This is a genomic window from Dorea sp. 210702-DFI.3.17 (genome assembly GCF_020560825.1).
GTDB classification, from domain to species: domain Bacteria; phylum Bacillota; class Clostridia; order Lachnospirales; family Lachnospiraceae; genus Dorea; species Dorea formicigenerans.
The window spans coordinates 50,918-77,571 of record NZ_JAJCNB010000007.1; the positions used below are offsets into that span (position 1 = coordinate 50,918).

The 26,654-nt window shown below is 42.3% G+C and carries 31 protein-coding genes and 1 tRNA gene; 8 read left to right on the forward strand and 24 right to left on the reverse strand.

The window, feature by feature from the left end; genetic code table 11:
- Nucleotides 1-50: 50 nt before the first annotated feature.
- From lysS to LI149_RS06110, 11 genes are all read right to left on the reverse strand, one after another.
- Nucleotides 51-1,991, reverse strand: coding sequence for a lysine--tRNA ligase (gene lysS / locus LI149_RS06060; protein WP_227143087.1), 1,941 nt, complete (start codon nt 1,989-1,991; stop codon nt 51-53).
- Nucleotides 1,992-2,015: 24 nt separating this feature from the next.
- Nucleotides 2,016-2,498 carry a transcription elongation factor GreA gene (greA, locus tag LI149_RS06065; protein ID WP_005330829.1) on the reverse strand — a complete coding sequence of 161 codons (483 nt, stop codon included), beginning with the start codon at nt 2,496-2,498 and terminating at the stop codon, nt 2,016-2,018.
- Nucleotides 2,499-2,645: 147 nt separating this feature from the next.
- Nucleotides 2,646-3,602 (reverse strand): tRNA dihydrouridine synthase DusB, encoded by a 957-nt coding sequence (gene dusB / locus LI149_RS06070; protein WP_005330827.1) that lies wholly within the window; start codon nt 3,600-3,602, stop codon nt 2,646-2,648.
- 91 nt (nt 3,603-3,693) lie between these two features.
- Nucleotides 3,694-4,464, reverse strand: a complete 771-nt coding sequence (locus LI149_RS06075) for a type III pantothenate kinase (protein ID WP_005330825.1) — start codon at nt 4,462-4,464, stop codon at nt 3,694-3,696.
- Nucleotides 4,465-4,797: a DUF6145 family protein gene (locus tag LI149_RS06080; protein WP_005330822.1), complete on the reverse strand. Its 333-nt coding sequence runs from the start codon at nt 4,795-4,797 to the stop codon at nt 4,465-4,467.
- Nucleotides 4,798-4,887: 90 nt separating this feature from the next.
- A complete protein-coding gene (locus LI149_RS06085) occupies nt 4,888-5,868 on the reverse strand; it encodes a biotin--[acetyl-CoA-carboxylase] ligase (protein ID WP_227078583.1) in 981 nt (326 codons plus the stop codon).
- 72 nt (nt 5,869-5,940) lie between these two features.
- Complete coding sequence (argF, locus tag LI149_RS06090; protein ID WP_005330817.1) at nt 5,941-6,933, reverse strand: ornithine carbamoyltransferase; 993 nt, start codon at nt 6,931-6,933, stop codon at nt 5,941-5,943.
- Between the two features lie 73 nt (nt 6,934-7,006).
- Nucleotides 7,007-7,951: an SPFH domain-containing protein gene (locus LI149_RS06095; RefSeq protein ID WP_005330816.1), complete on the reverse strand. Its 945-nt coding sequence runs from the start codon at nt 7,949-7,951 to the stop codon at nt 7,007-7,009.
- The gene (locus tag LI149_RS06100; protein ID WP_040015254.1) at nt 7,948-8,394 is read right to left on the reverse strand and encodes an NfeD family protein; all 447 of its coding nucleotides are present in this window, start codon (nt 8,392-8,394) and stop codon (nt 7,948-7,950) included. Before LI149_RS06100 ends, LI149_RS06095 begins: the two co-directional genes overlap by 4 nt.
- 220 nt (nt 8,395-8,614) lie before the next feature.
- Complete coding sequence (gene rlmB / locus LI149_RS06105) at nt 8,615-9,409, reverse strand: 23S rRNA (guanosine(2251)-2'-O)-methyltransferase RlmB (protein WP_147567906.1); 795 nt, start codon at nt 9,407-9,409, stop codon at nt 8,615-8,617.
- Between the two features lie 12 nt (nt 9,410-9,421).
- Nucleotides 9,422-10,606 (reverse strand): substrate-binding domain-containing protein, encoded by a 1,185-nt coding sequence (locus LI149_RS06110; protein WP_168933870.1) that lies wholly within the window; start codon nt 10,604-10,606, stop codon nt 9,422-9,424.
- 242 nt (nt 10,607-10,848) lie between these two features.
- On the opposite strand from LI149_RS06110, the gene LI149_RS06115 reads away from it, so the two are divergent.
- Both LI149_RS06115 and LI149_RS06120 read left to right on the forward strand, forming a co-directional pair.
- Nucleotides 10,849-11,019 (forward strand): DUF362 domain-containing protein, encoded by a 171-nt coding sequence (locus tag LI149_RS06115; protein ID WP_005330808.1) that lies wholly within the window; start codon nt 10,849-10,851, stop codon nt 11,017-11,019.
- A 172-nt stretch (nt 11,020-11,191) separates the two neighbouring features.
- Nucleotides 11,192-11,548 (forward strand): hypothetical protein, encoded by a 357-nt coding sequence (locus LI149_RS06120; protein ID WP_005330807.1) that lies wholly within the window; start codon nt 11,192-11,194, stop codon nt 11,546-11,548.
- Here LI149_RS06120 and dnaB read toward each other — a convergent pair.
- From dnaB to srtB, 10 genes are all read right to left on the reverse strand, one after another.
- Nucleotides 11,531-12,871 carry a replicative DNA helicase gene (dnaB, locus tag LI149_RS06125; protein ID WP_005330805.1) on the reverse strand — a complete coding sequence of 447 codons (1,341 nt, stop codon included), beginning with the start codon at nt 12,869-12,871 and terminating at the stop codon, nt 11,531-11,533. The two genes, LI149_RS06120 and dnaB, sit on opposite strands and share 18 nt — an antisense overlap.
- 13 nt (nt 12,872-12,884) lie before the next feature.
- A complete protein-coding gene (gene rplI / locus LI149_RS06130; protein ID WP_005330803.1) occupies nt 12,885-13,334 on the reverse strand; it encodes a 50S ribosomal protein L9 in 450 nt (149 codons plus the stop codon).
- 2 nt (nt 13,335-13,336) lie between these two features.
- Complete coding sequence (locus LI149_RS06135) at nt 13,337-15,403, reverse strand: DHH family phosphoesterase (protein WP_173790231.1); 2,067 nt, start codon at nt 15,401-15,403, stop codon at nt 13,337-13,339.
- Between the two features lie 5 nt (nt 15,404-15,408).
- Nucleotides 15,409-16,428: a UDP-glucose 4-epimerase GalE gene (gene galE / locus LI149_RS06140; RefSeq protein ID WP_227143088.1), complete on the reverse strand. Its 1,020-nt coding sequence runs from the start codon at nt 16,426-16,428 to the stop codon at nt 15,409-15,411.
- A gap of 157 nt (nt 16,429-16,585) precedes the next feature.
- Nucleotides 16,586-17,494: a sugar phosphate nucleotidyltransferase gene (locus tag LI149_RS06145; RefSeq protein ID WP_005330796.1), complete on the reverse strand. Its 909-nt coding sequence runs from the start codon at nt 17,492-17,494 to the stop codon at nt 16,586-16,588.
- A gap of 228 nt (nt 17,495-17,722) precedes the next feature.
- Nucleotides 17,723-17,989, reverse strand: coding sequence for a 30S ribosomal protein S18 (rpsR, locus tag LI149_RS06150; protein WP_005330794.1), 267 nt, complete (start codon nt 17,987-17,989; stop codon nt 17,723-17,725).
- A 45-nt stretch (nt 17,990-18,034) separates the two neighbouring features.
- Nucleotides 18,035-18,499, reverse strand: coding sequence for a single-stranded DNA-binding protein (locus LI149_RS06155; protein WP_005340597.1), 465 nt, complete (start codon nt 18,497-18,499; stop codon nt 18,035-18,037).
- A gap of 21 nt (nt 18,500-18,520) precedes the next feature.
- A complete protein-coding gene (gene rpsF / locus LI149_RS06160; RefSeq protein ID WP_005340598.1) occupies nt 18,521-18,808 on the reverse strand; it encodes a 30S ribosomal protein S6 in 288 nt (95 codons plus the stop codon).
- 128 nt (nt 18,809-18,936) lie between these two features.
- Nucleotides 18,937-19,125 (reverse strand): DUF951 domain-containing protein, encoded by a 189-nt coding sequence (locus tag LI149_RS06165; protein ID WP_005340599.1) that lies wholly within the window; start codon nt 19,123-19,125, stop codon nt 18,937-18,939.
- Between the two features lie 77 nt (nt 19,126-19,202).
- Complete coding sequence (srtB, locus tag LI149_RS06170) at nt 19,203-20,042, reverse strand: class B sortase (protein ID WP_173786002.1); 840 nt, start codon at nt 20,040-20,042, stop codon at nt 19,203-19,205.
- Nucleotides 20,043-20,141: 99 nt separating this feature from the next.
- Here srtB and LI149_RS06175 point away from each other — a divergent pair, with 99 nt between their 5' ends.
- The 3 genes from LI149_RS06175 to LI149_RS06185 are packed head-to-tail and all read left to right on the forward strand — an operon-like array spanning nt 20,142 to nt 22,194.
- Nucleotides 20,142-20,546: a hypothetical protein gene (locus LI149_RS06175; RefSeq protein WP_173786001.1), complete on the forward strand. Its 405-nt coding sequence runs from the start codon at nt 20,142-20,144 to the stop codon at nt 20,544-20,546.
- Nucleotides 20,547-20,561: 15 nt separating this feature from the next.
- Nucleotides 20,562-21,422, forward strand: coding sequence for a DUF5685 family protein (locus LI149_RS06180; RefSeq protein WP_005330782.1), 861 nt, complete (start codon nt 20,562-20,564; stop codon nt 21,420-21,422).
- Nucleotides 21,415-22,194: a J domain-containing protein gene (locus LI149_RS06185; RefSeq protein ID WP_173786000.1), complete on the forward strand. Its 780-nt coding sequence runs from the start codon at nt 21,415-21,417 to the stop codon at nt 22,192-22,194. The genes LI149_RS06180 and LI149_RS06185 overlap by 8 nt, the downstream gene beginning before the upstream one ends.
- A 70-nt stretch (nt 22,195-22,264) precedes the next feature.
- Here LI149_RS06185 and LI149_RS06190 read toward each other — a convergent pair whose 3' ends face one another.
- Nucleotides 22,265-23,629, reverse strand: a complete 1,365-nt coding sequence (locus LI149_RS06190) for an MATE family efflux transporter (RefSeq protein ID WP_005330778.1) — start codon at nt 23,627-23,629, stop codon at nt 22,265-22,267.
- Nucleotides 23,630-23,901: 272 nt separating this feature from the next.
- On the opposite strand from LI149_RS06190, the gene LI149_RS06195 reads away from it, so the two are divergent.
- Nucleotides 23,902-23,972 (forward strand) — tRNA-Cys (locus LI149_RS06195).
- A gap of 336 nt (nt 23,973-24,308) precedes the next feature.
- On the opposite strand, the gene LI149_RS06200 is transcribed toward LI149_RS06195, so the two are convergent.
- Entirely contained in the window at nt 24,309-24,446 is a 138-nt protein-coding gene (locus tag LI149_RS06200; RefSeq protein WP_227085852.1) for a hypothetical protein, read from the reverse strand.
- Between the two features lie 61 nt (nt 24,447-24,507).
- Nucleotides 24,508-25,266 (reverse strand): hypothetical protein, encoded by a 759-nt coding sequence (locus LI149_RS06205; RefSeq protein WP_227085853.1) that lies wholly within the window; start codon nt 25,264-25,266, stop codon nt 24,508-24,510.
- Between the two features lie 197 nt (nt 25,267-25,463).
- Between LI149_RS06205 and LI149_RS06210 the strand changes: the two genes are divergently transcribed.
- Both LI149_RS06210 and LI149_RS06215 read left to right on the forward strand, forming a co-directional pair.
- Nucleotides 25,464-26,033, forward strand: coding sequence for a DUF3841 domain-containing protein (locus LI149_RS06210; RefSeq protein WP_168933880.1), 570 nt, complete (start codon nt 25,464-25,466; stop codon nt 26,031-26,033).
- A complete protein-coding gene (locus LI149_RS06215; protein WP_118364958.1) occupies nt 26,020-26,595 on the forward strand; it encodes a DUF3841 domain-containing protein in 576 nt (191 codons plus the stop codon). Before LI149_RS06210 ends, LI149_RS06215 begins: the two co-directional genes overlap by 14 nt.
- Nucleotides 26,596-26,654 lie beyond the last annotated feature (59 nt).

Sequence of the window (26,654 nt, forward strand, 5' to 3'; positions counted from 1 at the left end):
TGATGTCAAACACTCGATAAACTCATAAAAGTCTATGGATTTTCTGATTCTTAGTACAACTTCGCACCTGCCGGAATCCGGTCATTCACCATGAGAAGATTTAATCCCTCATGTCCATCTTCCTCGTGTACTGCTGAAATCAGCATACCCTCGGAATCAATGCCCATCATCTTTCTCGGAGGCAAATTTACGATTGCAATCGCTGTCTTGCCAATCAGATCTTCTGGCTCGTAATACTCGTGAATACCGCTTAAAATCGTGCGTTTCCGGTCTGTTCCGTCATCCAGAGTGAACTTTAAAAGCTTCTTTGACTTCGGTACTGCTTCACATTCCAGAATCTTTACTGCACGGAAATCAGCCTTTGCAAAGGTATCGAAATCAATCATTTCTTCAAACAATGGTTCGATTTTTACGTTGGAGAAATCAATCTTTTCTGCAACCTTTTCCTCTGCCACAGCAGCATTTTCTACTGCCTTTTCAGCCTTCCCTTCGCCCTTCTTAGCGTCTAAGGACTTCATTGTCGGGAACAGAAGCACATCACGGATAGCCTCAGCTCCTGTCAGAAGCATACACATACGGTCGATACCGAATCCGATGCCTCCTGTAGGCGGCATACCAATCTCCAGTGCATTCAGGAAGTCTTCATCTGTATGGTTTGCTTCCTCATCTCCGGCAGCAAATGCCTCTTCCTGTGCAGCGAAACGCTCTCTCTGATCAATTGGATCATTTAACTCAGAGTAAGCATTTGCCATCTCCCAGCCATTCATAAAGAACTCAAATCTTTCTACATAGTTTGGATTTTCCGGTTTCTTCTTTGTAAGTGGAGAAATCTCTACCGGGTGATCCATAACGAATGTAGGCTGGAGCAAATGCTCCTCTACATACTCCTCGAAGAAGAGGTTCAGGATATCGCCTTTCTTATGTCTCTCTTCGAATTCTAAATTATGCTCTTTTGCAAGTTCTCTTGCCTGCTCCAGAGTCTCAACTTCATTCCAGTCAACTCCGGCATATTTTTTAACTGCGTCTACCATCGTGATACGCTCGAATGGTTCTCCGAGATCCATCTCGATTCCCTTGTAAACAATTTTCGTTGTTCCAAGTACTTCCTGTGCAACGTGACGGTACAGATTCTCTGTCAGATCCATCATTCCGTTGTAATCTGTATATGCCTGATATAACTCCATCAGAGTGAATTCTGGATTGTGTCTTGTGTCAAGACCTTCGTTACGGAATACACGTCCGATTTCGTAAACTCTCTCAAGTCCACCAACAATCAGTCTTTTTAAGTAAAGTTCCAGAGAAATACGAAGCTTCAAATCCTCATTCAGTGCATTAAAATGAGTCTCAAAAGGTCTTGCTGCAGCTCCACCGGCATTTGCAACCAGCATCGGAGTCTCAACTTCCATAAATCCCTGTCCGTCCAGATAACGGCGAACTGCACTGATAATTCTGGAACGTTTAATAAATGTGTCACGAACCTCCGGGTTCACAATCAAATCTACATATCTCTGGCGGTAACGTGTATCTGTGTTTGTCAGTCCGTGGAACTTCTCTGGAAGAATCTGCAGACTCTTAGACAGAAGTTTTACTGCAGATGCATGGATAGAAATCTCACCGGTCTTAGTCTTGAATACTTCACCTTCAATACCGATGATATCTCCGATATCCAGTTTCTTGAAATCCTTATATGACTCTTCTCCGATACTGTCTCTTGCAACATAAGACTGAATATTTCCACTGAGGTCTAAAATGTTACAGAAAGAAGCTTTTCCCATAACACGCTTCTGCATCACACGTCCTGCTACGGATACGTGTTTTCCTTCCATCTCCTCAAAATTTTCTTTAATATCTGTTGCATGACAAGTCACATCATACTTTGTGATCTCAAATGGATTCTTTCCGTTTGCCTGTAAATCTGCAAGTTTCTCACGACGAACCTTTCTAAGCTGATTTACGTCAGGTTCCTGTGTATTCTTCTGCTGATCTCCCACTGCGATTCTCCTCTCTTCCTTTTCTTATACTGTACGTGTAATATCCAGTACTTTGTACTGCATAACTCCAGCCTGTGTCTCCACTTCTACAACATCTCCAATCGTCTTGCCGATCAGGGCATGTCCAACTGGTGACTCGTTTGAAATCTTTCCTTCCAGACTGTTAGCCTCTGTTGAACCTACCAATTTGAATTCGATTTCTTCGTCAAATGTGATGTCATATGCCTTTACTGTACATCCTACGTTAATCTTATCAAAATCAACTTCATCTTCTACAACGACTTCAGCGTTCTTGAGAATTGCTTCCAGCTCCTCGATACGAGCCTCAATATCACGCTGCTCATCTTTTGCAGCATCATACTCCGCATTCTCTGATAAATCTCCCTGTTCTCTAGCTTCTTTTATCTTTGCAGCAACTTCCTTACGCTTAACAACTTTCAGATTCTCTAACTCCTCTTCAAGTGCTTTTAATCCTGCATAAGTAAGTAATTTCTTCTTTGCTTCCATGGTATTCTTTTGCTCCCTTTCTTGAAAATAAAGATACTTTCACAATTTCATTATTATACAAAACCAGCCGACTATTGTCAATCATTTTGCACGATAAAGTATACGCAGTCTATAGTCTTTTTATGATGTTGCAATTACAAATTCTTTCTATTTTATTAACATCTTCAACAATTCTTCCAGCTCTTCGTAAGATTCTACCTGATTGATCTGTGCGCGGAACTTCGCTGCACCTTTCATTCCTTTTACATACCATGCCACATGCTTACGCATTTCCCGGATTCCAAGGTACTCTCCTTTGAATTCCAACTGCATTCTTGCATGCCGAAGCATCATATTCCGAATTTCTTCTTGTGTCGGTCTTGGTGGAATTGTTCCGGTTCTGTCATACTCGGCCAGCTCTCGGAAAATCCATGGATTTCCCTGAACACCACGTCCTATCATCACGCCGTCACAGCCTGTGATCTTCCGCATTTCCGCTGCCTTTTCGGCAGACGTCACATCTCCATTTCCAATAACCGGAATATGCACTGCCTCTTTCACCTGACGGATAATATCCCAATCCGCCTCGCCGGAATAATACTGTTCTCTTGTTCTTCCATGAACTGCAACCGCTGATGCCCCAGCTTCCTCTGCAATCTTCGCGATTTCCACCGCATTTATATGATCATCATCAAAACCTTTTCGAATCTTAACCGTCACTGGTTTTTCAATCGCTTTCACAAGCTGTGATACGATTTCAAACACCAGCTTCGGATTCTTCATGAGCGCAGACCCCTCTCCATTCTTCACGACTTTTGGAACCGGACACCCCATATTAATGTCCAGAATCTGAAACGGCAGGTCTTCAATTCTCTTCGCCTGCTCGCTGATAATCTTAGGATCTGAACCAAATAACTGTAATGATACCGGATACTCCTGCGGGTGAATCGCAAGTAGTACTTTTGTATTTTTATTCTTATATTGCAGTGCTTTTGCACTGATCATTTCCATACATAAAAGCCCCGCCCCCTGTTCTTTACAGAGCAAACGAAAAGGCAGGTCTGTCACGCCTGCCATAGGAGCCAGAATGTACGGATTCTCTAATTTTAAATTTCCAATTTCCAATTTGAGACACCTCTTTAATTAATTAGGGACACCCCTTTTACTAATTGGGGACGTAGTACTTTGGCATTTTACTACGTCCCCCGTTATTATTTTAACGTTTATTTTTCTCGTAAATCATCCGTAATCCTTTTAATGTAAGCTGTGGATCGTATACGTCGATGATATCTGTCTCATTTGCAATGATCTTACCGAGACCGCCGCTTGCTACAACTTTTGCATCTACATATCCGGACTCTTCTTTTATCTTCTTGACGATATACTCTGTCTGCCCAATCTGTCCGAATACAATTCCGGCCTGCATACAGGAAATGGTCTCTTTTGCTAAAATGGATTCTGGTTTCTTAATCTCGACTGCTGGGAGCATTGCTGCCTGATTCCACATTGCCTGTGCAGAGGTGCGGATTCCCGGAGCGATAACTGCTGCCTCAAATGTTCCATCCGCTCCTACTACATCGTAAGTTGTAGCAGTTCCATAATCAATCACGATGACTGGTCCGCCGTGAAGTGTATATGCTGCCACTGCATCAACAATACGGTCTGCTCCGACCTGTTTTGGATTTTCAGTCTTTATCTTCAGCCCGGTCTTGATTCCGGCGGAAACTACGATTGGCTTGATTCCGAAATATTTGATCATGGCACTTCCAAGAGAATGCATAATGTCCGGCACAACTGATGCTACAATACAGGCATCAATATCTGACTTTTCAAATCCCTGATGCCAAATCAGTTCATTTAGCGCAATTCCATACTCATCAGAGGTCCTCTGTATCTTCGTAGTCATGCGAAATGTTGCTGACAAGTTCTCACCGTTAAATACTCCTAATGTAATGTTTGTATTTCCAACATCGATAACTAACAGCATCTATTCAATCTCCTCTCCCAGAAAAAATACTCGGTAATACAACTGCAGTGCTTCTAACAGATCCTGCTTTTCTCTCTGGATCTGCTTGATTTTCAGATGGCTTCCAATATCATCAAATGTTGGATCAAAGTCCTCGGAAGTCACTTCGAAACACAGTTCTCCGTCTTCTTCAAATACGAGTGTCAGAATTCCGCCTACATCATTTACATACAGTACGCACATGATCTTCAGCTCATCCTTTACATGATCCGGAAGTCTGTCAAAATCCGGGTTCAGATAATATTTTTCTTCATATGAATTCGCGCCACAAAGCACGACCTTATCCTGATACATAAACTACTCCTTTTTTATAATTTCTAAGCCATGTAACACCAGGCAAAATCCTGTCAGGCTTCTCACGTCACACAAGCTTATGTCCTGGGATTATACGTACCCATAAATCCCTCTTACAGATACTTCTCCTGCAAATATATGTTTTTCTTCGCCTTTTTGTGTGCGTACGATTAATTCTCCTGTCTCATTGATTCCATATGCATGGGCATTATATTCATTTCCCGGCTCCAGAATCCGTACTTCTTTTCCCCGGTTTACAAGCATCTCATTATAACTCTCCTGTAATCCGGACAAATCACCATTTTCCATAAAAAGTGCATAATTTTTTTCAAAATGCTTCATGACAGCTGCAATCAGTGCGGAACGTTTTACCGGTGCCCCTGTCTCAATCATAAGGGAGGTGGCTTTCTCTTTCAGTTCCTCGTCAAATACTTTCTGATTGACATTGATTCCTACACCGATGACCACATAGTTGATATAATCAATCTCCGTGCTCATCTCTGTCAAAATTCCGCAGACCTTCTTTTTATTCATAACAATATCGTTCGGCCATTTGATTCCAGTCTCCATGCCGGTCACTTCCCGGATACCTTCTGCCACACTCTGTGCCATAACTAATGTCAGCATCGGTGCCTTTGTCGGTATCAGATCTGGTCGGAGCAGAATTGTCATATAAATGCTGATTCCTTTTGGGGATTCCCACACACGGCCTCTTCTCCCTTTTCCAGCCACCTGACGATCTGCCACAAAAAGTGTTCCATGAACACCGTCTTTCTCACCCAGCTCTTTTGCCCGATTATTCGTAGAATCAATCTCATCAAAATAAACGATATTCTTTCCTGCCCATTCTGTATCCATAAGGCTTCGGATCTCCGCCTCCGACATAATATCCGGACTTTCGAGAAGGCGGTACCCTCTATTGCGCACCGCCTCTATCTCGTAACCTTCTTTTTTTAATTGTTCTATCGCTTTCCATACAGCCGTTCTGGACACATGGAATCTGTCGCACATCTGCTGCCCGGAGATGTAATCATCACTTTCTTTTAATAAGCGTAATATTTCTGATTTCATCTTTTATCTCTTCTTATCTTTTTCTATATTCAGACATTTCTCGAATGCCTTGTCATTTCATTGATCTTATGCTTATCTCTCGCCGAGTGTCGCTACCATAACTGCTTTAATCGTATGCATACGGTTCTCTGCCTCATCAAATACTTTTGACTGGGAAGACTCGAATACTTCGTCTGTAACTTCCATATCTGTCAGACCATATTTCTCGTAAATCTGTTTGCCGATCTTTGTCTTCAGATCATGGAATGCCGGCAGGCAGTGAAGGAAGATTGCTTTCTCTCCTGCATTCTCCATAACTTTCTTTGTTACTTTATATGGTGACAACTCGCGGATACGCTCCTCCCAGACTTCGTCAGGCTCTCCCATAGATACCCATACATCTGTGTAGATAACATCTGCATCTTTTGTTCCGCTCTCTACATCTTCTGTCAGAGTGATGGTTGCTCCGCTTTCCTTTGCATATCCCTGGCAAGTTTCAACAAGCTCTGCATTTGGGAAATAATTCTTAGAGGTACATGCTACAAAATGCATTCCCAGTTTCGCACATGCGATCATAAGAGAGTTACCCATATTGTATCTTGCATCACCCATGTACACCAGTTTTATTCCTTTTAAATGTCCGAAATGCTCACGGATCGTCAGCATATCTGCCAGCATCTGTGTCGGGTGATACTCATTTGTCAGTCCGTTCCATACTGGAACTCCTGCATATTTTGCAAGGTCTTCTACAATCTCCTGACCAAATCCACGGTACTCAATTCCATCGAACATTCTTCCGAGAACTCTTGCTGTGTCTTCAATACTTTCTTTCTTGCCGATCTGTGATCCTGTCGGATCAAGATAAGTTGTTCCCATGCCCATGTCATGTGCTGCCACTTCAAATGCACAACGTGTTCTTGTACTTGTCTTTTCAAAAATCAGCGCTACATTCATGCCTCTGTATTTATCGACCGGAATACCTTTTTTCTTCTTATCCTTGAGATCTGCCGCAAGATCCAGCATGTATGTGATCTCCTCTGGTGTAAAATCTTTCAGTGTCAGAAAATTTCTTCCCTTTAAATCCATCTCTCTTATGTCCTTCTTTCTGTATATTTACAAGCCGTCTCTTATCCGGCTTGCTGTCATTCTGTCATATTTATTATTTCTGTGTATCATCAACTGCGACTTCTTTGATGCTCTTCACCAGTCCTGCGATTCCCTGGATCTCAGATGGAATAATAATCTTTGTAGCCTTTCCATCTGCAGCTTTTTCAAATGCTTCCAGGCTCTTCATTGTAAGAACTGCCTCGTCTGCTCCTGCTTCTTTCAGGAAGCGGATACCGTCTGCATTTGCCTGCTGTACTTTCATAATCGCCTCAGCCTGACCTTCTGCCTCACGGATCATAGCCTCTTTCTGCGCCTCTGCACGTAAGATTGCAGCCTGCTTCTCAGCCTCAGCATCCAGAATTGCAGATTCTTTATGTCCCTCTGCAACAAGAATCGTAGATTTTTTCTCTCCCTCTGCACGTAAGATTGCTTCACGTCTCTCGCGCTCTGCTTTCATCTGCTTTTCCATGGCATCTTGGATAGCTGCCGGAGGAATAATATTCTTAAGCTCTACACGGTTCACTTTGATTCCCCATGGATCTGTTGCCACATCCAGAGATGCCCGCATCTTCGTATTAATCGTTTCGCGAGAAGTCAGTGTCTGATCCAGCTCCAGATCTCCGATAATATTACGAAGAGTTGTCGCTGTCAGGTTCTCGATCGCCATGATCGGATTTGCCACTCCATAACAGAACATCTTCGGATCTGTAATCTGGTAAAATACAACGGTATCGATTCTCATTGTTACATTATCTTTTGTGATAACCGGCTGTGGCGCAAAATCTACAACCTGCTCTTTCATATCCACTCTTCTTGCAACACGATCCACGATCGGAAGTTTAAAGTGAAGTCCGGTTCCCCACGTTGCCTGATATGCTCCCAGTCTCTCAATTACAAGTGCCTGCGCCTGTCTTACGATCTTCACACAGGAAATCAGTAATACCATAACAATAATTAAAATAATCACTAAAAATGTTCCCATTACTGCTGCCATCATATCTTCGTCTCCTCTCCATTTCTTACAATCAGTTTCACTCCCTGAATACCTTCAACTACTACAATTGCATTCTTTGGGATCTTTCCTTCCGGGGCATCTGTCTTCGCAGCCCACTCCTGCCCGCGCACCTCCACACGTCCTTTTGACGAAAGTGTGTCAATCTCTTCAATTACAAGTGCTTTCTGTCCGATCAGAAGCTCTGCTCCGGTCTTTTGTCTCTCCTGGTTAAAGTACTTCATGGCAAGCGGTCTTGTCACTGCCAGAAGTGCCAAAGATACAATTGCAAATATTATAATCTGCACTCCTAGTCCCAACCCCAGTACTGCCACAAGAAATGCAACTAATGCTCCTCCTGCGAACCAGATAGTCGTAAGCCCCATCGTAATGATCTCGATAACCAGAAACAGTACAAATAAGCTTAACCAGATAACCGTCGTCTGCATAATCTGACCCTCCTTCATTCAAAATTCACAGCACATAGTACTGACACAAATCCTTCTATCACTCTATGCTTTCCAAAGCTGTCCTTTTCCATATCATTTTCCATGTCATTTTGAGGAAAATCCCAGCTTAACGGCTTAGTATCATATTACTATACTTTGCATAATAAAGCAACGAATCCCTCTCGGCATTCGTTGCTTTTTTTCTCATCATTTATTTATCTTATCGTCTCTGTCTTGCTGCCTCGAATGTCAGAATTGCCGTAGCCACTGCCGCATTCAGAGACTCTACCTGTCCCTTCATCGGAATACGGATATACACCTGTGCCTGTTCTGCCACCTCATCACGGAGACCATTTCCTTCATTTCCTATCAAAAATGCACTGGCTTTGCGATAATCTTCTTCATCGTAGGAATTTTTTCCTTCCAAATGGGCCGCATAAGTGCAGATTCCTGCTTCTTTCATCTGCTTTACTTCCTCTGCCAGATCATCCACATAGCAGAATGGTACACGATAAGCCGCCCCCATCGTAGAACGGACTACCTTCGGATTGTACATATCTACACAGTCCTGACTCATTACAATCCCCGTCACTCCTGCGCCCTCTGCTGTCCGTACAATGGTTCCCAGATTTCCAGGATCCTGGATCTGATCCAATACAAGAAGAAGTGGTAATTCCCCACCTTTTTCCTTCACAATCTCAGTGATGCTGTATTGTTTCTGACGCACCAGGCAAAGAATCCCCTGCGGCGTCTTCGTGTCAGACACATATTCAAAAACAAAATCTGCCAGAATCTCCGGCTGCACTTTCGTTCCTGCCAATACCTGTTCTACAGCCTTACGCTCCCGATTCCAGAACTCTTCCGATGCATAGACTTCCACCAGACGGTCTTTTGGCACTTCCCGGAACATGCGGATACCTTCTACAAGGAAGACACCTTCTTCATCTCTGAGCTTTTTCTTCTTTTTTAAATTCACCAGTCGTTTGACTTTCGCATTCGACGTACTCGTAATCATATCATTTTCCTCTTAATTCAGGATACTCTGAACCGCTTCATCATTCAGATTCTGCTTTGTTACCCACACATATCCTGTATTGACAAATGCTTCATTTCCCATATTCAGCGCTGCTCTTGCAGAAGCAATCGTTGCCGCATACCCCATACCGAACGGATTCTGTACAACAAGTCCGTCAATCTTTCCTGCTTTCAATGCTTCCATCGAATCATCATTCACATCATATCCGACTATGAATGGTGATACATTCTTTCTCTCCATCTCATCGAGCACCAGTTCCATAGCGTCACTGTTACTTGCAAAACATCCCTTTACATTCGGGTGTTTTTCAAACAAATAATCAATCACTTCCTCTTCCGTAATATCCGCTGCCTGCTTGTCCGTTGCTAACTCCTGTATCATCTGGTTTTTGTAAGTGTCAATCTGATCCATATGGTATGTCTCTACAATCGTGATATTCGGATATGTGCTCTGAATCTGGCTTACAAATGCATTTTCCCTTGTCTGGGCTACCTGCGATTTCGAGTCCTGCATAAAAAGCATGACTTCTCCGGATTCCCCCATTGCCTCCGCCAGTCGGTTTGCTGCTTCTGTTGCACTTGCACTGTTATCTGTTGAGACAAATGCACTGATTCCCGGATAATCACTGCTTGAATCAAATGTTACAATTGGTGTTCCATTCCAACCGGCTTGATCGAACTGCACTTCGCATGCTTTGGCGTCTGCAATAGAAATTGCCAAAGCTGCCGGATAACGGGATAACTCCTCATCCAGAATATTAACCTGCTCATCCACATTGTCCTTATCAGATGGACCGCTATACACGACCTTGACTGCTTTTTTCCCTTTGTAGCCAAGCTGCTCATTGATATCTTTACCTGCCTGCTCGGCACCTTTTTTTACCTGCACCCAGAAATCGTCATTTGTCCCTTTTCCAATAATGGAAATGTAAGCGCCTTCTTCAAGCGATAATCCGCTGGCATCTCTGTATGCAGAAGGTTCGATCATATCCAGCTTTGCCTGATATTCCTTCGTCTTTTCTGTCTCCGTATCATCTTGTGTCGCATCTTTTGAAGTATCCTGCGTCTTTGTATCATTTGCCTTATTGCTATCTGTGTCTGATGTATTTTTCGCACATGCAGTCAGCACCATAGCTGCACTAAGCAGTGCGATGATCATCTTGCATCTTTTCTTCATAATACCAATCCCCTTAACAATTGTCATGCATCTTATTTTCCACTTAAACACTATACACCATATTCGCGAAAAAAGCTTGAATTTTTTTTTAAAGAATTTCTTAAATATTTCTCTCACATGTCTTATTGATTATTTTTTTCACAATATACTGCTTGTATAATTGATTTTTTTGTATTATGATAGTAGCAGACGAAAATGTCTATGTCTATTCAACATATTTATTAAAAAGGAGGTAATTACCCATGGCACACGTAATTGGAGACGATTGTATTTCATGTGGAAGCTGCGAAGCAGAATGTCCAGTAAGCGCTATTTCTGAAGGAGACGGCAAATACGAGATCAACGCTGATGCTTGTATCGACTGTGGTGCATGTGCAGCACAGTGCCCAGTAGGAGCAATTTCCGAGGCATAAGATTCCACACATATAAGATTTAAACGCAAAAAGAATGTTCCGGTTCAGGAACATTCTTTTTTCTTGCCCCACGTTTTGACTTTTTTTGCACTTTTCATATGCTATTCTTGGGACAGGCAAAGGGAATCTATCCTTTTGCAAAGAAATCTTAATTGAATAAGGGGGTTTTATTATGGGCAATGCTCTGGAACAACTAAGAAAAGAGACCCGGGACGATGCCAGGCTTTACGGCTGTATTAGAGAACTCTATGAACAAGGAGTCCCTTTTGAAGAACTAAAAGCCGTCATTCCTGATATCCGGCGCACTCGTGAGCAGTTACATATGAAAAGAATGCTGGAAAACAATAACGAAGTCTTGATGCAGATGTTCAGTCGGGAAATGTCTTTTCTGTTGGATGCAAAGGAACGGCAAGAGGAAGAACAGTTCAAAAAAATAGACCAGCTCATCAGACAACAGCAATCCTATCGGAAAGCTGCAGCTGAAGCTGGTCCAATCGGCAAATTAAAACGGCTATTCCTGCCTGCTTAAATTTGCAAACTTCGTGTATTCACCAAGCCAAGCCAGATTAACGGTCCCTACCGGACCGTTTCTCTGTTTTGCTATAATAATCTCGGCCTGTTTCTTAAATTCGGAATCTTTATTATAATACTCATCACGATAAATAAACATTACAACGTCGGCGTCCTGCTCGATAGCTCCGGACTCACGGAGGTCAGAAAGCATCGGACGCTTATCCGGTCTCGACTCTACCGCACGGCTGAGCTGTGACAATGCAATGACCGGTACATTTAACTCTCTTGCAAGAGCTTTTAGTGAACGTGAGATTTCAGAAATCTCCTGCTGTCTGGACTCGGATTTTCCACCTACACTTCCACTCATCAACTGCAAGTAGTCAATGATGACAAGCTGAAGATCCTGCTCCAGTTTATATTTCCTACATTTTGAACGAAGTTCGGATACGGAAATACCTGGTGTATCGTCAATCACAAGGTGTGACTTTCCGATAATTCCGGCTCCTTCGATTAGCTTCTCCCACTCGGAATCTTTTAGATTACCGGTTCTGAGTGCCTGTGCATCTACCTGGGATTCCAGAGAAAACATACGGTTCACCAACTGTTCCTTTGACATCTCAAGACTGAAAATGGCAACACCTTTATTTTTCTTAAATGCAACATACTGGGCAATATTCAGTACGAACGCTGTCTTACCCATAGACGGACGGGCCGCTACAAGAACAAGATCTGACGGCTGAAGGCCGGATAATTTGTAATCTAAATCAATAAATCCTGTCGGGATTCCTGTAACAGTTCCTTTATTCTTTGAAGCTTTCTCGATTCGTTCCAGCGCATTTAATACAACATCTTTGATTGGAACATAATCTCCGGTATTGCGGTGCTGTAATAATTCAAATACCGATTTCTCTGTCTGTTCCATAATTACCGGAAGAGATTCTTTCCCGACATAACAAGTATTTGCAATTGACTCGGTCAGCTTGATAAGTTTTCGCATCATTGCCTTATCTGCCACGATCTCCGCATAATATTTTACATTTGCAGAGGTCGGTACTGCATTGACCAGATCCCTTACAAATTCCAGACTGGAAATCTCCGGCGGTACATCTTTTTCTTTCAGACGTTCCTGAAGTGTGACCAGATCAACCGGCTTTCCTTCATTAAAAAGTTCCACCATGGAATCAAATACCACTCCGTAAGATGTCTGATAAAAATCCTGACCACTGATGATCTCTGATGCAGTGGTAATCGCATCCTTGTCCATCAGCATCGCTCCGACTACTGACTGTTCCGCTTCGACACTGTGGGGCATGACCCGCTTAATGAGTGCCTCTTCCATGTACGGTTTCCTCCTAAGCTTCCTCTGTAACTACAACTTTCAGCTCTGTAGTTACTTTTGGATGTAATTTAATCGGCACATTGTGTGTTCCAAGAGATTTGATCGGATCTTTTAACTGCACTTTCTTTTTATCTACTTCCAGCCCAAGCTGAGATTTTACCTCTGCTGCAATTTCTTTGGAAGATACAGAGCCAAATACTTTTCCGCCTTCTCCGGTTTTGATGGAAACCTGGATCTTACCTGCCTCGATCTTCTTTCCTAATTCTACAGCAGCCTCATAGTGTTCCTGTGCTACTTTATCATCATTCGCCTTCTTAAGTTTCAAATCATTTAAATTCTTACCGTTAGCTTCTACACCTTTTCCTGTCTTCAGGATAAAGTTTCTTGCGTATCCGTCACTTACCTCTACTACATCCCCTTTTTTCCCAAGGGCTTTTACGTCTTCTTTCAAAATAACCTTCATGTCTATATATCTCCTTCTTTTATCATATTATCCAGAACCTGCTTCAGACATGCAACAGCCTCGTCCATATCCGTATGATTGAACTGCGCTCCCGAAGCATTCATATGACCGCCGCCGCCTAACTTTTCCATAATGACCTGAACATTGACCTCATCGATGGAACGGGCACTCACATAAATCTTTCCATTATATTCTGTCAATACAAAGGACGCTTTAATCTCACTGATATCCAGAAGTTCATTTGCCGCCTGTGCTCCGATGATCGTCGGACTCTCCACCTGAAGATCTGTACCTGTCGCAATGGCAAATTTTTTCTGATATACCTCTGCGTTGCTGATAATTGCAGCTTTTGCGCGGTATCCTTCCATGTCATCCCTGAACATCTTACGCACAAGTGTGATATCTGCTCCGGATCTTCTGAGAAATGCTGCCGCTTCAAATGTACGCACTCCGGTACGATTCATAAAACTGTTCGTATCGATCATGATACCGGCATACATACTGCTTGCCTCCAGATTCGGAATCTGAATATCATCTACAATGTACTGCAGGATCTCAGATACCATCTCACATGCTGACGAAGCATAAGGTTCAATATAAGACAATAATGCATTATCAATACTATCACTGCTCTGACGGTGATGATCCAGTACGACAATCGCCTTTGCCAGATACAAAAGTTCTTCACATTCTACCATCTTCGGGCGGTTCGTATCCACAACTACGACCATGGAATTCTCATCCGCCAGGTTCAATGCCTGTTCTGATGTCAGGAACAGATCGTCCGGGTAAGACGGACTATTAATATACATATTATAGAGTGGTCTAAGAGATGCTGACACCTCATTGATCACCACATTTGCCTTTTTTCCAAGAGCATTTGCCGCTCTGCAGATACCGATAGCTGCACCAAAAGAATCTACATCTGTCAGTGTATGTCCCATGACAAATATCTTATCGTTGACTGTAATATACTCTCGCAATGCTTCTGCTTTAACACGGGCTTTGACACGCGTGTTCTTTGCAGTCATCTCACGCTTGCCGCCATAATATGTAATACCATGGCAGTCTTTGATAACAGCCTGATCGCCGCCTCTGGCAAGAGCCAGATCAATGGCAACACGGGCATAATTATAACTTTGGGAATAATTACCCGCACTGAGTCCCAGACCAATACTCAGTGTCAATGGAATCTGATTACCGATATTGACTGTTTTTACATCCTCAAGAAGAGAGAATTTGTCATCCTCCAGTCTCTTGAACTCTTGCTTCTTCAAAGCAATAAAATATTTGTCCGTCTCGGTTTTCTTTACGATTCCGTCTGCTTTTGCAATATACTGGTTGATCTTGCGATCCACCAGCGCAACTAAAAGTGACTGTCTGACTTCCTCTACACTATTCATGACTTCATCATAATTATCAATATAGATCAAGCCTGCAACCAGCCGCTGCTCTTCATTTTCCTTAATATACCGGTTCAGTTCCGTCACATCCTGAAGGTAAACCGCAATAAAATACTCTCGCTCTGCCGGCAATTCCAGGAGTTGCTCTGTCTCGCTGAATCCTTCCACAGACACACGTCTTAATTCCGCCTTATACTCACGGTCCTCATAGTAGACATCCATCTCTACCACGTCATTTTCTTCTTTTGGGAAAATGCTCCGGTTCAACTCTGGTATATATCTGCTCAGATACTTATCTTTCTGCGCTGTATCTCCAAACAACCGTTCAAACTGATCATTCATCCACAAGAGCTGTCCGTCCTCCAGAAGAATTGCATATGGAACAGACAATTCCTTTAAAAGCGTATTCTGTACAACACCATACTGAGCTGCAAATTCAATCAGATCTTTCATGATCAGTGATCGGCTGTATACATACAAAATCCCAATGCCGACTATATAAATCAGCATAAATATCAACATGAGTGTACCGGCTTTGATATCAATGCAATAAATCCACAAATTCAATAGGAGAAGCATGATCGCCATCGCGATCGGCCAACGCATGTAGTTCTTCAGTCTGCCACTGATATGCGCCCCTCGCTTCTTGCTCAAGCCTTCATCCATAGTCTTTATCCTCTATAACCCTCCGGGTTCTGTGACTGCCAGCGCCATGCATCTTCGCACATCTGTTCCAGACCTCTCTCAGCCTTCCAGCCAAGTACTTTCGCAGCTTTCGAAGGATCCGCATAGCACATTGCAATATCTCCTTCACGTCTCGGTTTGATTTCATATGGAATTTCTTTTCCACATGCCTTGCTAAATGCTTTTACCATATCCAATACAGAATAACCAACACCTGTTCCCAGATTGATGATATCCAGTCCCGGATTCGAGAAAATGTATTTGATTGCTTTTACATGACCAACTGCCAGATCCACAACATGAATGTAATCACGTACTCCTGTGCCATCCGGTGTATCATAGTCATCACCAAATACTCCTAATTTTTCAAGTTTTCCAACTGCCACCTGAGAAATGTATGGCATCAGATTGTTCGGGATTCCTTTCGGATCTTCCCCGATCCGTCCGCTCTCATGTGCTCCGACCGGATTAAAGTAACGGAGTAATACTACATTCCATTCCGGATCAGCAGCCTGAACGTCTGTCATGATCTGCTCCATCATAGATTTTGTCCAGCCATATGGATTCGTACACTGTCCTTTCGGGCAGTCCTCTGTAATCGGCATTGTCTCCGGATTACCATATACAGTTGCAGAAGAACTAAATACAATATTCTTCACGCCAACTTCGCGCATGACTTTCATAAGTGTCAGTGTTCCTGTAATATTATTTTGATAATATTCCAGAGGCTTTCTTACAGATTCTCCGACTGCTTTAAGCGCTGCACAGTGAATAACTGCATCTACCTGCTCTTTTTCAAACATGACTTTTAAAGTTTCAGCGTTCAGAATATCTCCCTCGTAAAATGTGATTGTCTTACCTGTAAGCTCTTCTACGCGCTTCATAGACTCCTGGGAGGAGTTGCAGAGATTATCATATACAACTACCTCGTAACCCTCCTTCAAAAGTTCCAATGCAGTATGACTTCCAATATATCCTGCTCCACCTGTAATTAATATTTTTGCCATCTTAATCTCCTCCATATAAGAATTGATATCTTACCTTCCATTACTTTGTAATGATTTTTCCACTCAATATCAATGTCTGCTTTCTGAACTGATATCAAGAAGTTTCATTTTTGTCTTATTATAGCACTTCCCAATTGCTTCGGCAACTTTACATATTTTAAGCCGGGTACAGTCCTTCTTCTTCCATCTTGCGGATTGCTTCCATAACAACCGGTTTGTCTTCTTTGTATGTAACTCCATACCATTTGTCTGCTGATTTCAGAACTGCAACTGTCGCACGATTCTCTCCTAACAGGTCGCTGACTACTCCCGGCAGATAATATTCACATTTCATAGGATTCTCTTTCAGTCCCTTCTCAAGGAATGCCGGGAATCCTTTCTCGATCTCATCAAGAATACTTTTTGAGAATCCCCACATATTCATAGAAACCGTTGTGTCATCGTCTAGATGTGTCCATGTAGCACCGTCATCTTCTGTAAATGCTATTCCGTTCTCATGATGCTCAATACGTGTTCTTTCACGAATTCCGATCAGTTCCCCAGCCTCGTTCATCTCACACACACCACGGGATACGTATCCATTTTCTGTAACAGTGTTGCAAAGCTTGTAGCCTACCATAGTGTAACGGAACTTATCATCATCTTCATGGCTATTCAGATAATCATAAATGAGCTGGAATGCCTCTCTTCCATAATAATCGTCTGCATTGATAACTGCAAACGGGCCATCAATCATGTCCTTACAGCTATAAACTGCATGTGCTGTTCCCCATGGTTTCACACGTCCTTCCGGCACCTGAAAACCTGCCGGAATATTATTGATTTCCTGATATGCATAAGACACTTCCATGTATTCTGACACGCGGTCGCCAACTGCCTCGCGGAATAAGTCTTCCTGCTCTTTCTTAATGATAAAAATTACCTTCTCAAATCCAGCGCGTTTTGCATCAAAGATGGAAAAATCCATAATGATGCGTCCTTTCGCATCCACCGGATCAATCTGTTTCAGTCCACCGTAACGGCTTCCCATTCCTGCCGCCATAATTACTAATACTGGTTTCTTCATAATTTATTACATACCTCCTGTTTGAACTTTCGTAATTACGATATTCTTTTTGACATAACAATACCCACTTACAGAAATCATACCATACTTTTGAAGTCACGTCTATTTGTATATATTTCTGTCAGAAGCTTTTTGTATAATACTTTTTTGCATAGTAAAAAATAAAATTTTCTACTATGCAAAAACCGCCACATCCTTATGGATGTGACGGCAAATATTAACTACTGATTAATCCTGCACGTATGGCATTAATGCAACGTGACGAGCTCTCTTGATTGCTACTGTAAGAGCTCTCTGATGTTTTGCACAGTTTCCTGTAATTCTTCTTGGAAGGATTTTTCCTCTCTCAGAAACATACTTTCTTAACTTTGCTACATCTTTGTAATCGATCTCGTTATTCTCTTTACCACAGAATACGCATACTTTTTTTCTTCTGCGTCCTGGATTTCTTCTTTTGAATCCGCCCTCTGGACGAGCTGCTTTATCGTAAGCCATTTTATTTGCCTCCTAATACTTTGAATCTTCTAAATTCAACGAACCTTAGTTAAATGGGAGTTCTTCATCAATTCCATCTGGAATATTCATGAAGCCGTCACCTGCATCAGCTGCCGGCGTCGGAGCCGGTGCCTGCTGGAAACCACCTGCATGGGAAAAACTTCCCGCGTTGGCATCACTTGTAGCTTTGCTCTCAGCAAATTCCTGTTCTTCCACTACAACGTCTGTTGTATATACCTTCTGTCCATCTTTGTTCGTGTAGCTTCCTGTCTGGATACGTCCGGTCACAACAACCTTCAGTCCCTGACGGAAATACTTCTCAGCGAACTCAGCGTTTCGTCCAAACGCAACGCAACCGATGAAGTCAGCAGTCTGATCATCACCATTACGTTTGAATCTTCTGTCTACTGCCAACGTATATCTCGCAATTGCCAGAGAATTTTCTCCACCCTGTGAATATCTCACTTCTGGATCTCTGGTCAGGCGTCCCATCAAAATAACTTTATTCATATAATTACCTCTTCTTCCTGATTATGCTTCCTGTCTTACGCATAAATATCTGATGACATTGTCCATAATGCGGATTCTCTGCTCGATCTCGCCTGGAACATCAGCCTCAGCATCGAAGTGGATGAAGTAGTAATATGCTTCTTTCATTTTCTGAATCTCGTAAGCTAATCTCTTCTTACCGCTCTCATCAACGTCAGAGATCTTGCCACCGAAACGCTCTACTAAAGCCTTTACTTTCTCGATAACCTGAGCTCTCTCGTCATCTTCGATTTTTGCACTGACAACAACAGCTAATTCATACTTATTCATGTCGTCCTGCACCTCCTTCTGGTCTTTTGGCCCCCGCCCGCTTATGTGGGAGCAAGGAATTCCACCCTTAAATGGGCAGAAAAATATTGTATCACGGTTATCTACTATATCATATAAGATTCCCGATTTCAAGCCTTTTTCTTCAAATCTTTTGTATTTTTTTCGACCAGTTTCCGTGCTGTCATAATCTGATGTCCGCATCCCATGCATTTCAATCGGAAATCCGCACCTACACGTAATATCTCCCACTCTTTGCTTCCACAAGGATGTGGTTTTTTCAGTGTTACTATGTCGCCGACTTCATAATTATATCCCATGCTGTCCCCTCCCTTGTAATCTGCCGGGTCTTCAACTTTTTATATTTTCTGAATAATTTTTGCTGTCCAGACATTTCTTAATTCTTTGTCTGTCCCATTTGATTTTCTTGTTCTTTTACTCCAATCACTACAAATCGGTGCTCGTCGCTGGCGCTTGTACATGTTGATAGTGTCACAACTGAATCAGCAGTCGTCACTTCCACACCCGTATCATAAATTGCGATTCGCTTCGTCATATCCAGGTAAGACTGATATGCTTCGTCGTTCTCGAAGCCTGTCAGATACACATCGTCTGTATCCTTGACTGTCGCCGCACTGTAAATATGATATACAATCTCTCTTCCGTCCGGCGTGTAAATGTAAAAATACGGGTTTGCTTCCCAGAAAGATTTATCTTTATATTCATCTAACTTTCGAAACATAGAACCGTCCTTCATACGATGACCATATATGATTGAATTACGATCATTGAAATTTGCATTATTGTCCGCATTCAAAAAAATCGTTCCAAGTGTATTATCATTTTCCGAAAATGTTTTGTGTAAATATTTTTCATTATCTGTTGTCTGAACAATCGGATAATTAATAATTGATGGCTCCGGGTAAAAACGGATCCACCCGACTGTATCCGGATTGATTCCTTTTAATTCATCAAAATCAACAGAAAAGCCTTTTTCCGGCTCACTGTCTTCTTTATTGATTGCAATGCTCTGAATCTTCTTATATTCATCACGGCCTTTTGCATAACCTCCGACAATCTTCACAAGTTGAAAGGCTGAAACGCAAAATACAGCCAATGCCACGATCAGGATGATATTGGATAACATGCCGGCTTTCTTTTCTCTGCGGCCACGATGTGGTCTTCTTCTATTCTTACTCATATGCTGCTCCTTTTCTATTCCTCTATAGTAGCACATCTGCGTTACCTGCTTCAATTATTTTATAATTTTTTAATTTGCAGTTTATTGACTTTCTTTTGCCTGCGCGTATGATATTTACATAGGAGGACGATACTGATGAAAGAAAAATTACAACGCTTTATGTATGGAAGATATGGATTAGATTCCTTTGGGAAATTTACAATTATAATCTCTTTAGTACTGATGCTTTTGGCGAACTTTGTACCTGCAAGAATGGGGAGTGTATTATCCCTGCTGTGCTGGGCACTTTTGATCTACACATATTTCCGTATGTTCTCAAGACAAACTTATAAACGTGCCTGTGAGAACCAGGCTTATCTGGCAAAAACAGCGAAAGTTCGACATTTCTTCGCCTCACAGAAAAGTATAATGGCACAGAGAAAGACACATCACATTTACAAATGTCCGACTTGTAAACAGAAAATACGTGTACCAAAAGGCAAAGGCCGTATTGAAATCCGCTGTCCGAAATGTAACACAACATTTATCAAGAAGAGCTAAGTAAAGGGGCTTTTTATGTTTGGATATATTGCAATCAACAAAGCTGAAATGAAATTCAAAGACTACGATGTGTACCAGGCGTACTATTGTGGTCTTTGTCGCCGTCTGAAAGAATGTTACGGAAAGCGTGGTCAACTGACACTGTCCTACGACATGACATTTCTCATTGTCCTGCTCACCGGGCTTTACGAACCAAAGACTATAACCGGTGAGATTCGCTGCATTGCGCACCCGCTTGAAAAACATCCGACAAAAATCAACGAATATACAGATTATGCAGCTTCCATGAATCTCATTCTTTCCTATTATAAATGTAAGGACGACTGGACCGATGAGCGAAAGAAAAAAGGATATATTGCTGCAAAAGCGCTGGAGCCGAAGATCAAAAAGATTGAAAGTAATTACCCGGAAAAAGTCCGGCTGATCCACTCAAAATTAGAAGAAATCAATCAATATGAAAAAAAAGGTGAGACAAATCTTGACCTTATGGCAGGACTTTTCGGTGATATCATGGCTGAAATCTTTGCCTGGGAACCAGACGCATGGGAATTATCTCTTCGAAAAATCGGATTCTTCCTTGGCAAATTCATTTACCTCATGGACGCCTATGAAGATGTAGAAAAGGATATTGAAAATAACAGCTACAATCCGCTAAAGGAAGCATTTTTGCAAAAAACTCCAGAACAGTTCGCCACAGAATGCCGCACTCTTCTGACCATGATGATGGCCGAATGTTCCAGAGAATTTGAACAGCTTCCGATTCTGCTTCACGCAGATATTTTAAGAAACATCTTGTATTCCGGGGTGTGGTGCAGGTATACTATGGTTACGTCCAAACGATATGAAAACCAGAATAAGGAGAACAATCATGAATGATCCATACAGCGTCCTTGGCATTTCCCGCGGCGCTACTGATGACGAAATAAAAAAAGCATACCGGGCACTAAGCCGAAAATATCACCCGGATGCAAATATCAATAACCCGAATAAAGATCAGGCAGAAGCCAAATTCAAAGAAGTCCAGCAGGCTTACCAGCAGATTATGCATGAACGCGAATACGGCACTACCAGTTCCTATGGAAATGGTTACGGAAGCTCTTCCGGCGGTTACGACGGAAATAATCCTAATGGCGGCTACGGTGACTTTGGAGGATTTGACTTCGGCGGATTTGACTTTGGAGGATTCGGAAACTTCCGCGGTTACTCCGGTCAGTATCAGCAGAGACGATCCGGCGCGACCAGTAACGAAGGTGACCTTCATATGCAGGCCGCTGCCAATTTCATTAATAATGGCCGCTATCAGGAAGCAATCAATGTTCTAAACGGAATTGATAACAAGACTGCGCAATGGTATTACTACAGTGCCATCGCTAACTCTGGTATCGGCAATAACGTCATTGCCCTACAGCATGCACGCGAAGCAGCTCGTATGGAACCGAACAATATACAGTACACCACCCTCGTACAACGACTGGAAAATGGCGGAAACTGGTACCGCCAGCAACAAGGGCCTTACCAGACAACCTTCTCAAGCAGCGGCGACTGGTGCGTAAAACTATGTATCGCCAACCTCGTCTGTAACCTATGCTGCGGCGGAAGCGGACTCTGCTGTGGTGGAAGCGGAATGAACGGCGGACATTACATATAGAATAATAATTGGGGACGTAGTAAACCTTCAAGGTTCTACGTCCCCATCATTGATTTAGGGTGTCCCTTTTTTACTTTTCTATTTTTTTCAATGCTTTCTTAAACCGGTTACTGAACAGGATCATGGTGAATGTTACTGCGAAGAAATCGGCGATTGGTTCTGCCAGATATACTCCCATAGTTCGATCTGCACTCCAGATGTGTGGAACAATATAAATCAGTGGAATCAACAGTACGAATTTCCTCATTACTGCTACAATAATGGATTCTGGTGCGCAGCCAAGAGAGGTAAATCCCATCTGGCATGCGATCTGGATTCCAAACATAAACATTGCTGCCATATATACACGAAGTGCTGTCTTGCCAAATGCAAGCAGTGCTGCGTCTGATGTGAACATGCTGACGAAAATCTGTGGAAAAAGTTCTACACATAACCACAGAATCACTGCATATCCAACGCTTACCTTTAACAGCAGGCGAAATGTTCCCCGAACGCGGTCTACATTTTTTGCTCCATAATTATAGCTGAGTATCGGCTGTGCTCCCTGTCCAAGTCCCTGTAGTGGCAGCATCGCAAACTGCATTACACTGGTCAGGATCGTCATGGCTCCAACTGCAATATCCCCGCCATATTTTAACAAAGATGAGTTGAAGCACACCGTGATAATACTTTCACTCGCCTGCATAATAAATGTTGCGAGTCCCAGCGCAAGACTTGGTAATATAATTCTTGCTTCCAGCTTCATATTCTTTCTTTGTATCTTTAAAAATGTCTTCTTTCCAAATAAGAAGCTGACGACCCAGATACAGGAGCATGCCTGTGATATGATTGTTGCAAGCGCTGCGCCTCGCACGCCCATATGTAATCCAAAGATAAAAATCGGGTCAAGCACAATGTTGATCACTGCACCAATCAGCACAGATAACATTCCTGTCTTTGCAAATCCCTGCGCAGTGATAAATGCATTTAACCCAAGTGTCAACTGCACAAAAATCGTTCCCACTGCATAAATGTTCATGTAGGCTGCCGCATATGAAATCGTATTCTCACTGGCTCCAAATGCCAGTAGAAATGTGCGATTGCCAAGAAGCAGCACAATTGTCAGCACGATTGCCACCAAAATCTGTGTTGCGAAGCAGTTGCCAAGTGTCTTCTCCGCATCTTCCTTATTATTCTGTCCCATATAAATAGACGCTCTCGGCGCGCCACCATTTCCTACCAGCACTGCAAATGCTGACACGATCATAATAAGCGGCATACACACGCCGACACCCGTAAGAGCCAAAGCTCCTACCTTCGGGATATGACCGATGTAAATTCGATCCACCACGTTGTACAGCATGTTAATAAGCTGCGCTGCCAGCGTCGGGATTGCTAGCCGGAGCAGAAGCTTTCCAATCGGTTCTGTCCCTAGGAAATCTTTATCTTTTTCCATAATTTTCACACCTTTTATTCGTAATAATAACGTTGGAGAAAAGTCCAACCATAATGTCAAAAGACTGCCTCGTGACATCAATATTACAAATTATACTATCTGTAACGCCATTGTCAATAACGTCAAATTATGAAATTTTTCGAAAGTCTTTTTGCCGGTAATTTTAATGATAATCCTGACTACTTCAAATTGATTCAAATTTTCGAAATATTTTTTCATTTTGGGGTTGACGAAACCGGAAATCTTTGTTATTCTAAATAAGCATTCGATATGGCGCCATAGCCAAGTGGTAAGGCAAAGGTCTGCAACACCTCTATCACCAGTTCAAATCTGGTTGGCGCCTCTAAAAAAGAAACCTTGATTACAAGGTTTCTTTTTTTGCGTGTATGGCAGGAATAAATAAGACTTCCATAAGATTTCCTTAAGAAATTTTCGATTTCTTTAAGACCACGCACATACTTTAGACACATTTCCTCTGTATACTTAATGACAGATAGTTGAGAGAGACATCCATCAATATCAACTATCTCCCCCTCATAAAGTGCAAAACGCACTTAACTCTCATTCCTTTAGATAACTATAAAAACAACGGCAAGAAGCCCACAGGTCATATGACCCGTGGGCTTCTTACGTTGCCAAGCATACGACAAAAAGGTCCGGTGGACCTTTTTAGTTACCTTTATCCGTGATATTCGCCATTATACTGAATCAGCGTTACATCATCCACATTTTCAATCTTACGGATTTTTTCCGTAAAGTCCATCTGATTCTGTCTGCAGAATACTTCAACTGCCATCTCTGTCTTTTCTTTCCGCATCGTCTTTGATTTGATAAAATAACGAATTTTTCCAAAGTTGCGTATGATTTCATCTCCGGCATCATCTCCGGTATAATGAATTACTACAATATAAATCTTTCCACTCTGCTGTCACATAGAAGCATTTCATACCATAATTCTTGCCATTGTCGGTTGTATAATAATCAAATGCGTCCTGTGTCTTTCCAGATGAATCGGTTGCACGTACCCGTACAAAGTACTGGCCTGCTGCTGGAACACTTGTCTGTACTTCCGGAACTGCCACTCCTTCCTGCCGGAAGATAACATTCTGGAACTGGTAATCTGTCGCAAGCTCTACGGTATAAGTAATATCTTCAGCATCAAAATCATAGGAGACATCCCAGTTCAGATTCAGCGCATTATCCTGAATCTCCACCAGCTCCCCACTACGGATAGCCGCAAACATTTTATAAAAATAATCTTCCTTATAAACTCCGGAATACAGATACGGAATTCTTACGATTTTGACCGGAATCTGGTACATTTTCCCATACTGACAACACAGATTCTCGGCTCCACGGACAAGAAGTGTCTTTCCGGTCGTAGCTACATCCCCCGCCTCCGGACCAGTTAGATAGATTACATGTATCTCTTTACTGCGTTTACAATAACTTAACACTTTTCGAAGCTTCTCCGCTTCACCTTCCATCGTTCCATGAAATGTAATATAATTAGAAAAATAAACCATAAGTTCAAAATCATAAGTGCGGAAAATGTCTTCCAGCTCTTCATCTCGCTCTGGAAATGGACGCACGATAAAATGCTTTTTCCGCTCTGTCTTTAGCAGCGAATTCCCCATTATAAATACTTCGCTCTCGGGAAAAATATGATCGAAACCCACAAATTTAATAAGCATGCTTATTATTGTCTTGCAAACCTTTTTCAGATGTTTTACCATAGAATTAACAATTAAGTATTTTCAAAACATTTCTCAATAGCACGAAAGCATCCCGAGAGGAAACTGTTTTTATACTTATCATAAAGGAGGTTTTTTCTATGCGGTTTTGGACAAGACAACATGAAGCTGTCTGGGATGAGCTTCAAAAAACAGGTCAATATATTGTAAAGAAAGAATATATCGAGGCAAAAAATGATACCATTTCCGAATTCTATCTGGAATTGTATGAATGGTACACAAAAGCTGCAGGAAAATATATTGATATCCCAGAAGATCTGAAATATCCAATCTGGCTCAGTGTTAGTGAGGATATGATGTTACAGCCAACCGAACACGCAATCATATTCGAAGTCGAGATTCCAGAGGGGGAATACCTGATCTGCAATTTTGACAAATGGGGCTACCGCGTCAATTATTTCTATGTGCCGCTGGATGAGGCCGATGAAAAGGCCCACATGGAAGAGTTAAAAAAATATGGAATCGCCTCCGAAGATTCATTAGTTACAACCAGTAAAGGAAACTTCTACCCGCTGCTCAGGCAGAAAATTATCAAAAGCTGGGATCGAATTTTTACGATTCAGCCGGATGATCCGTCCCTCATGGTCGGAACCTGCTGGAAGTTAAAGAAAGAGTGGATCAAGGAGGTACGTTTTTATGACGGAGAATAATATATCATCAGCCTCAGACACTATCACGATGTATTGCACGCAGCCTGACCTTGTCTGGGATATTGTAGATAAAGATGGCGTAAACTATGTAAAACAGGCTTATATCACAAAGAAATATCAAGACACTGCCTGGATTTTTGACACTGCTTACAAGTTTTTCCGCCAGGAAGCTGTAAAGATCATTCCAAAGCCACAAGAGGCTGAATCACCAATCTGGATGTACCGTGATAAAAAATGGGCAGTTCCAAATGCTGGCTGCCGGCGTATGCACCTGGAAATTCCCAAAGACGAGTTGATTCTTTTTGACCGGAGAACATGGAATAAAATTCTGAACATGGAATATGTTGGAACTGATGAAGAAATCGCCGCCTTTGAGCAGGAATATAAGCGTCAGGGCGTCCGCGACCCACTGGACATTATGAAGTCCTCATTTTATCCGCTTCTGGCTCAGAAAATCAAGAAAAGCTGGCAGCATCTTTTTACGGATCCACTTCCGGAAGAGACTTACTGGCAAGGCGCTGTCTGGTATCTGAAAAAAGATTGGGTAGTCAGGGAAGAATAATGTTATACTATAAGCAAGAGCTTTACTTGCAAATTGTGCAGCAGAGATGGATGTGCTCT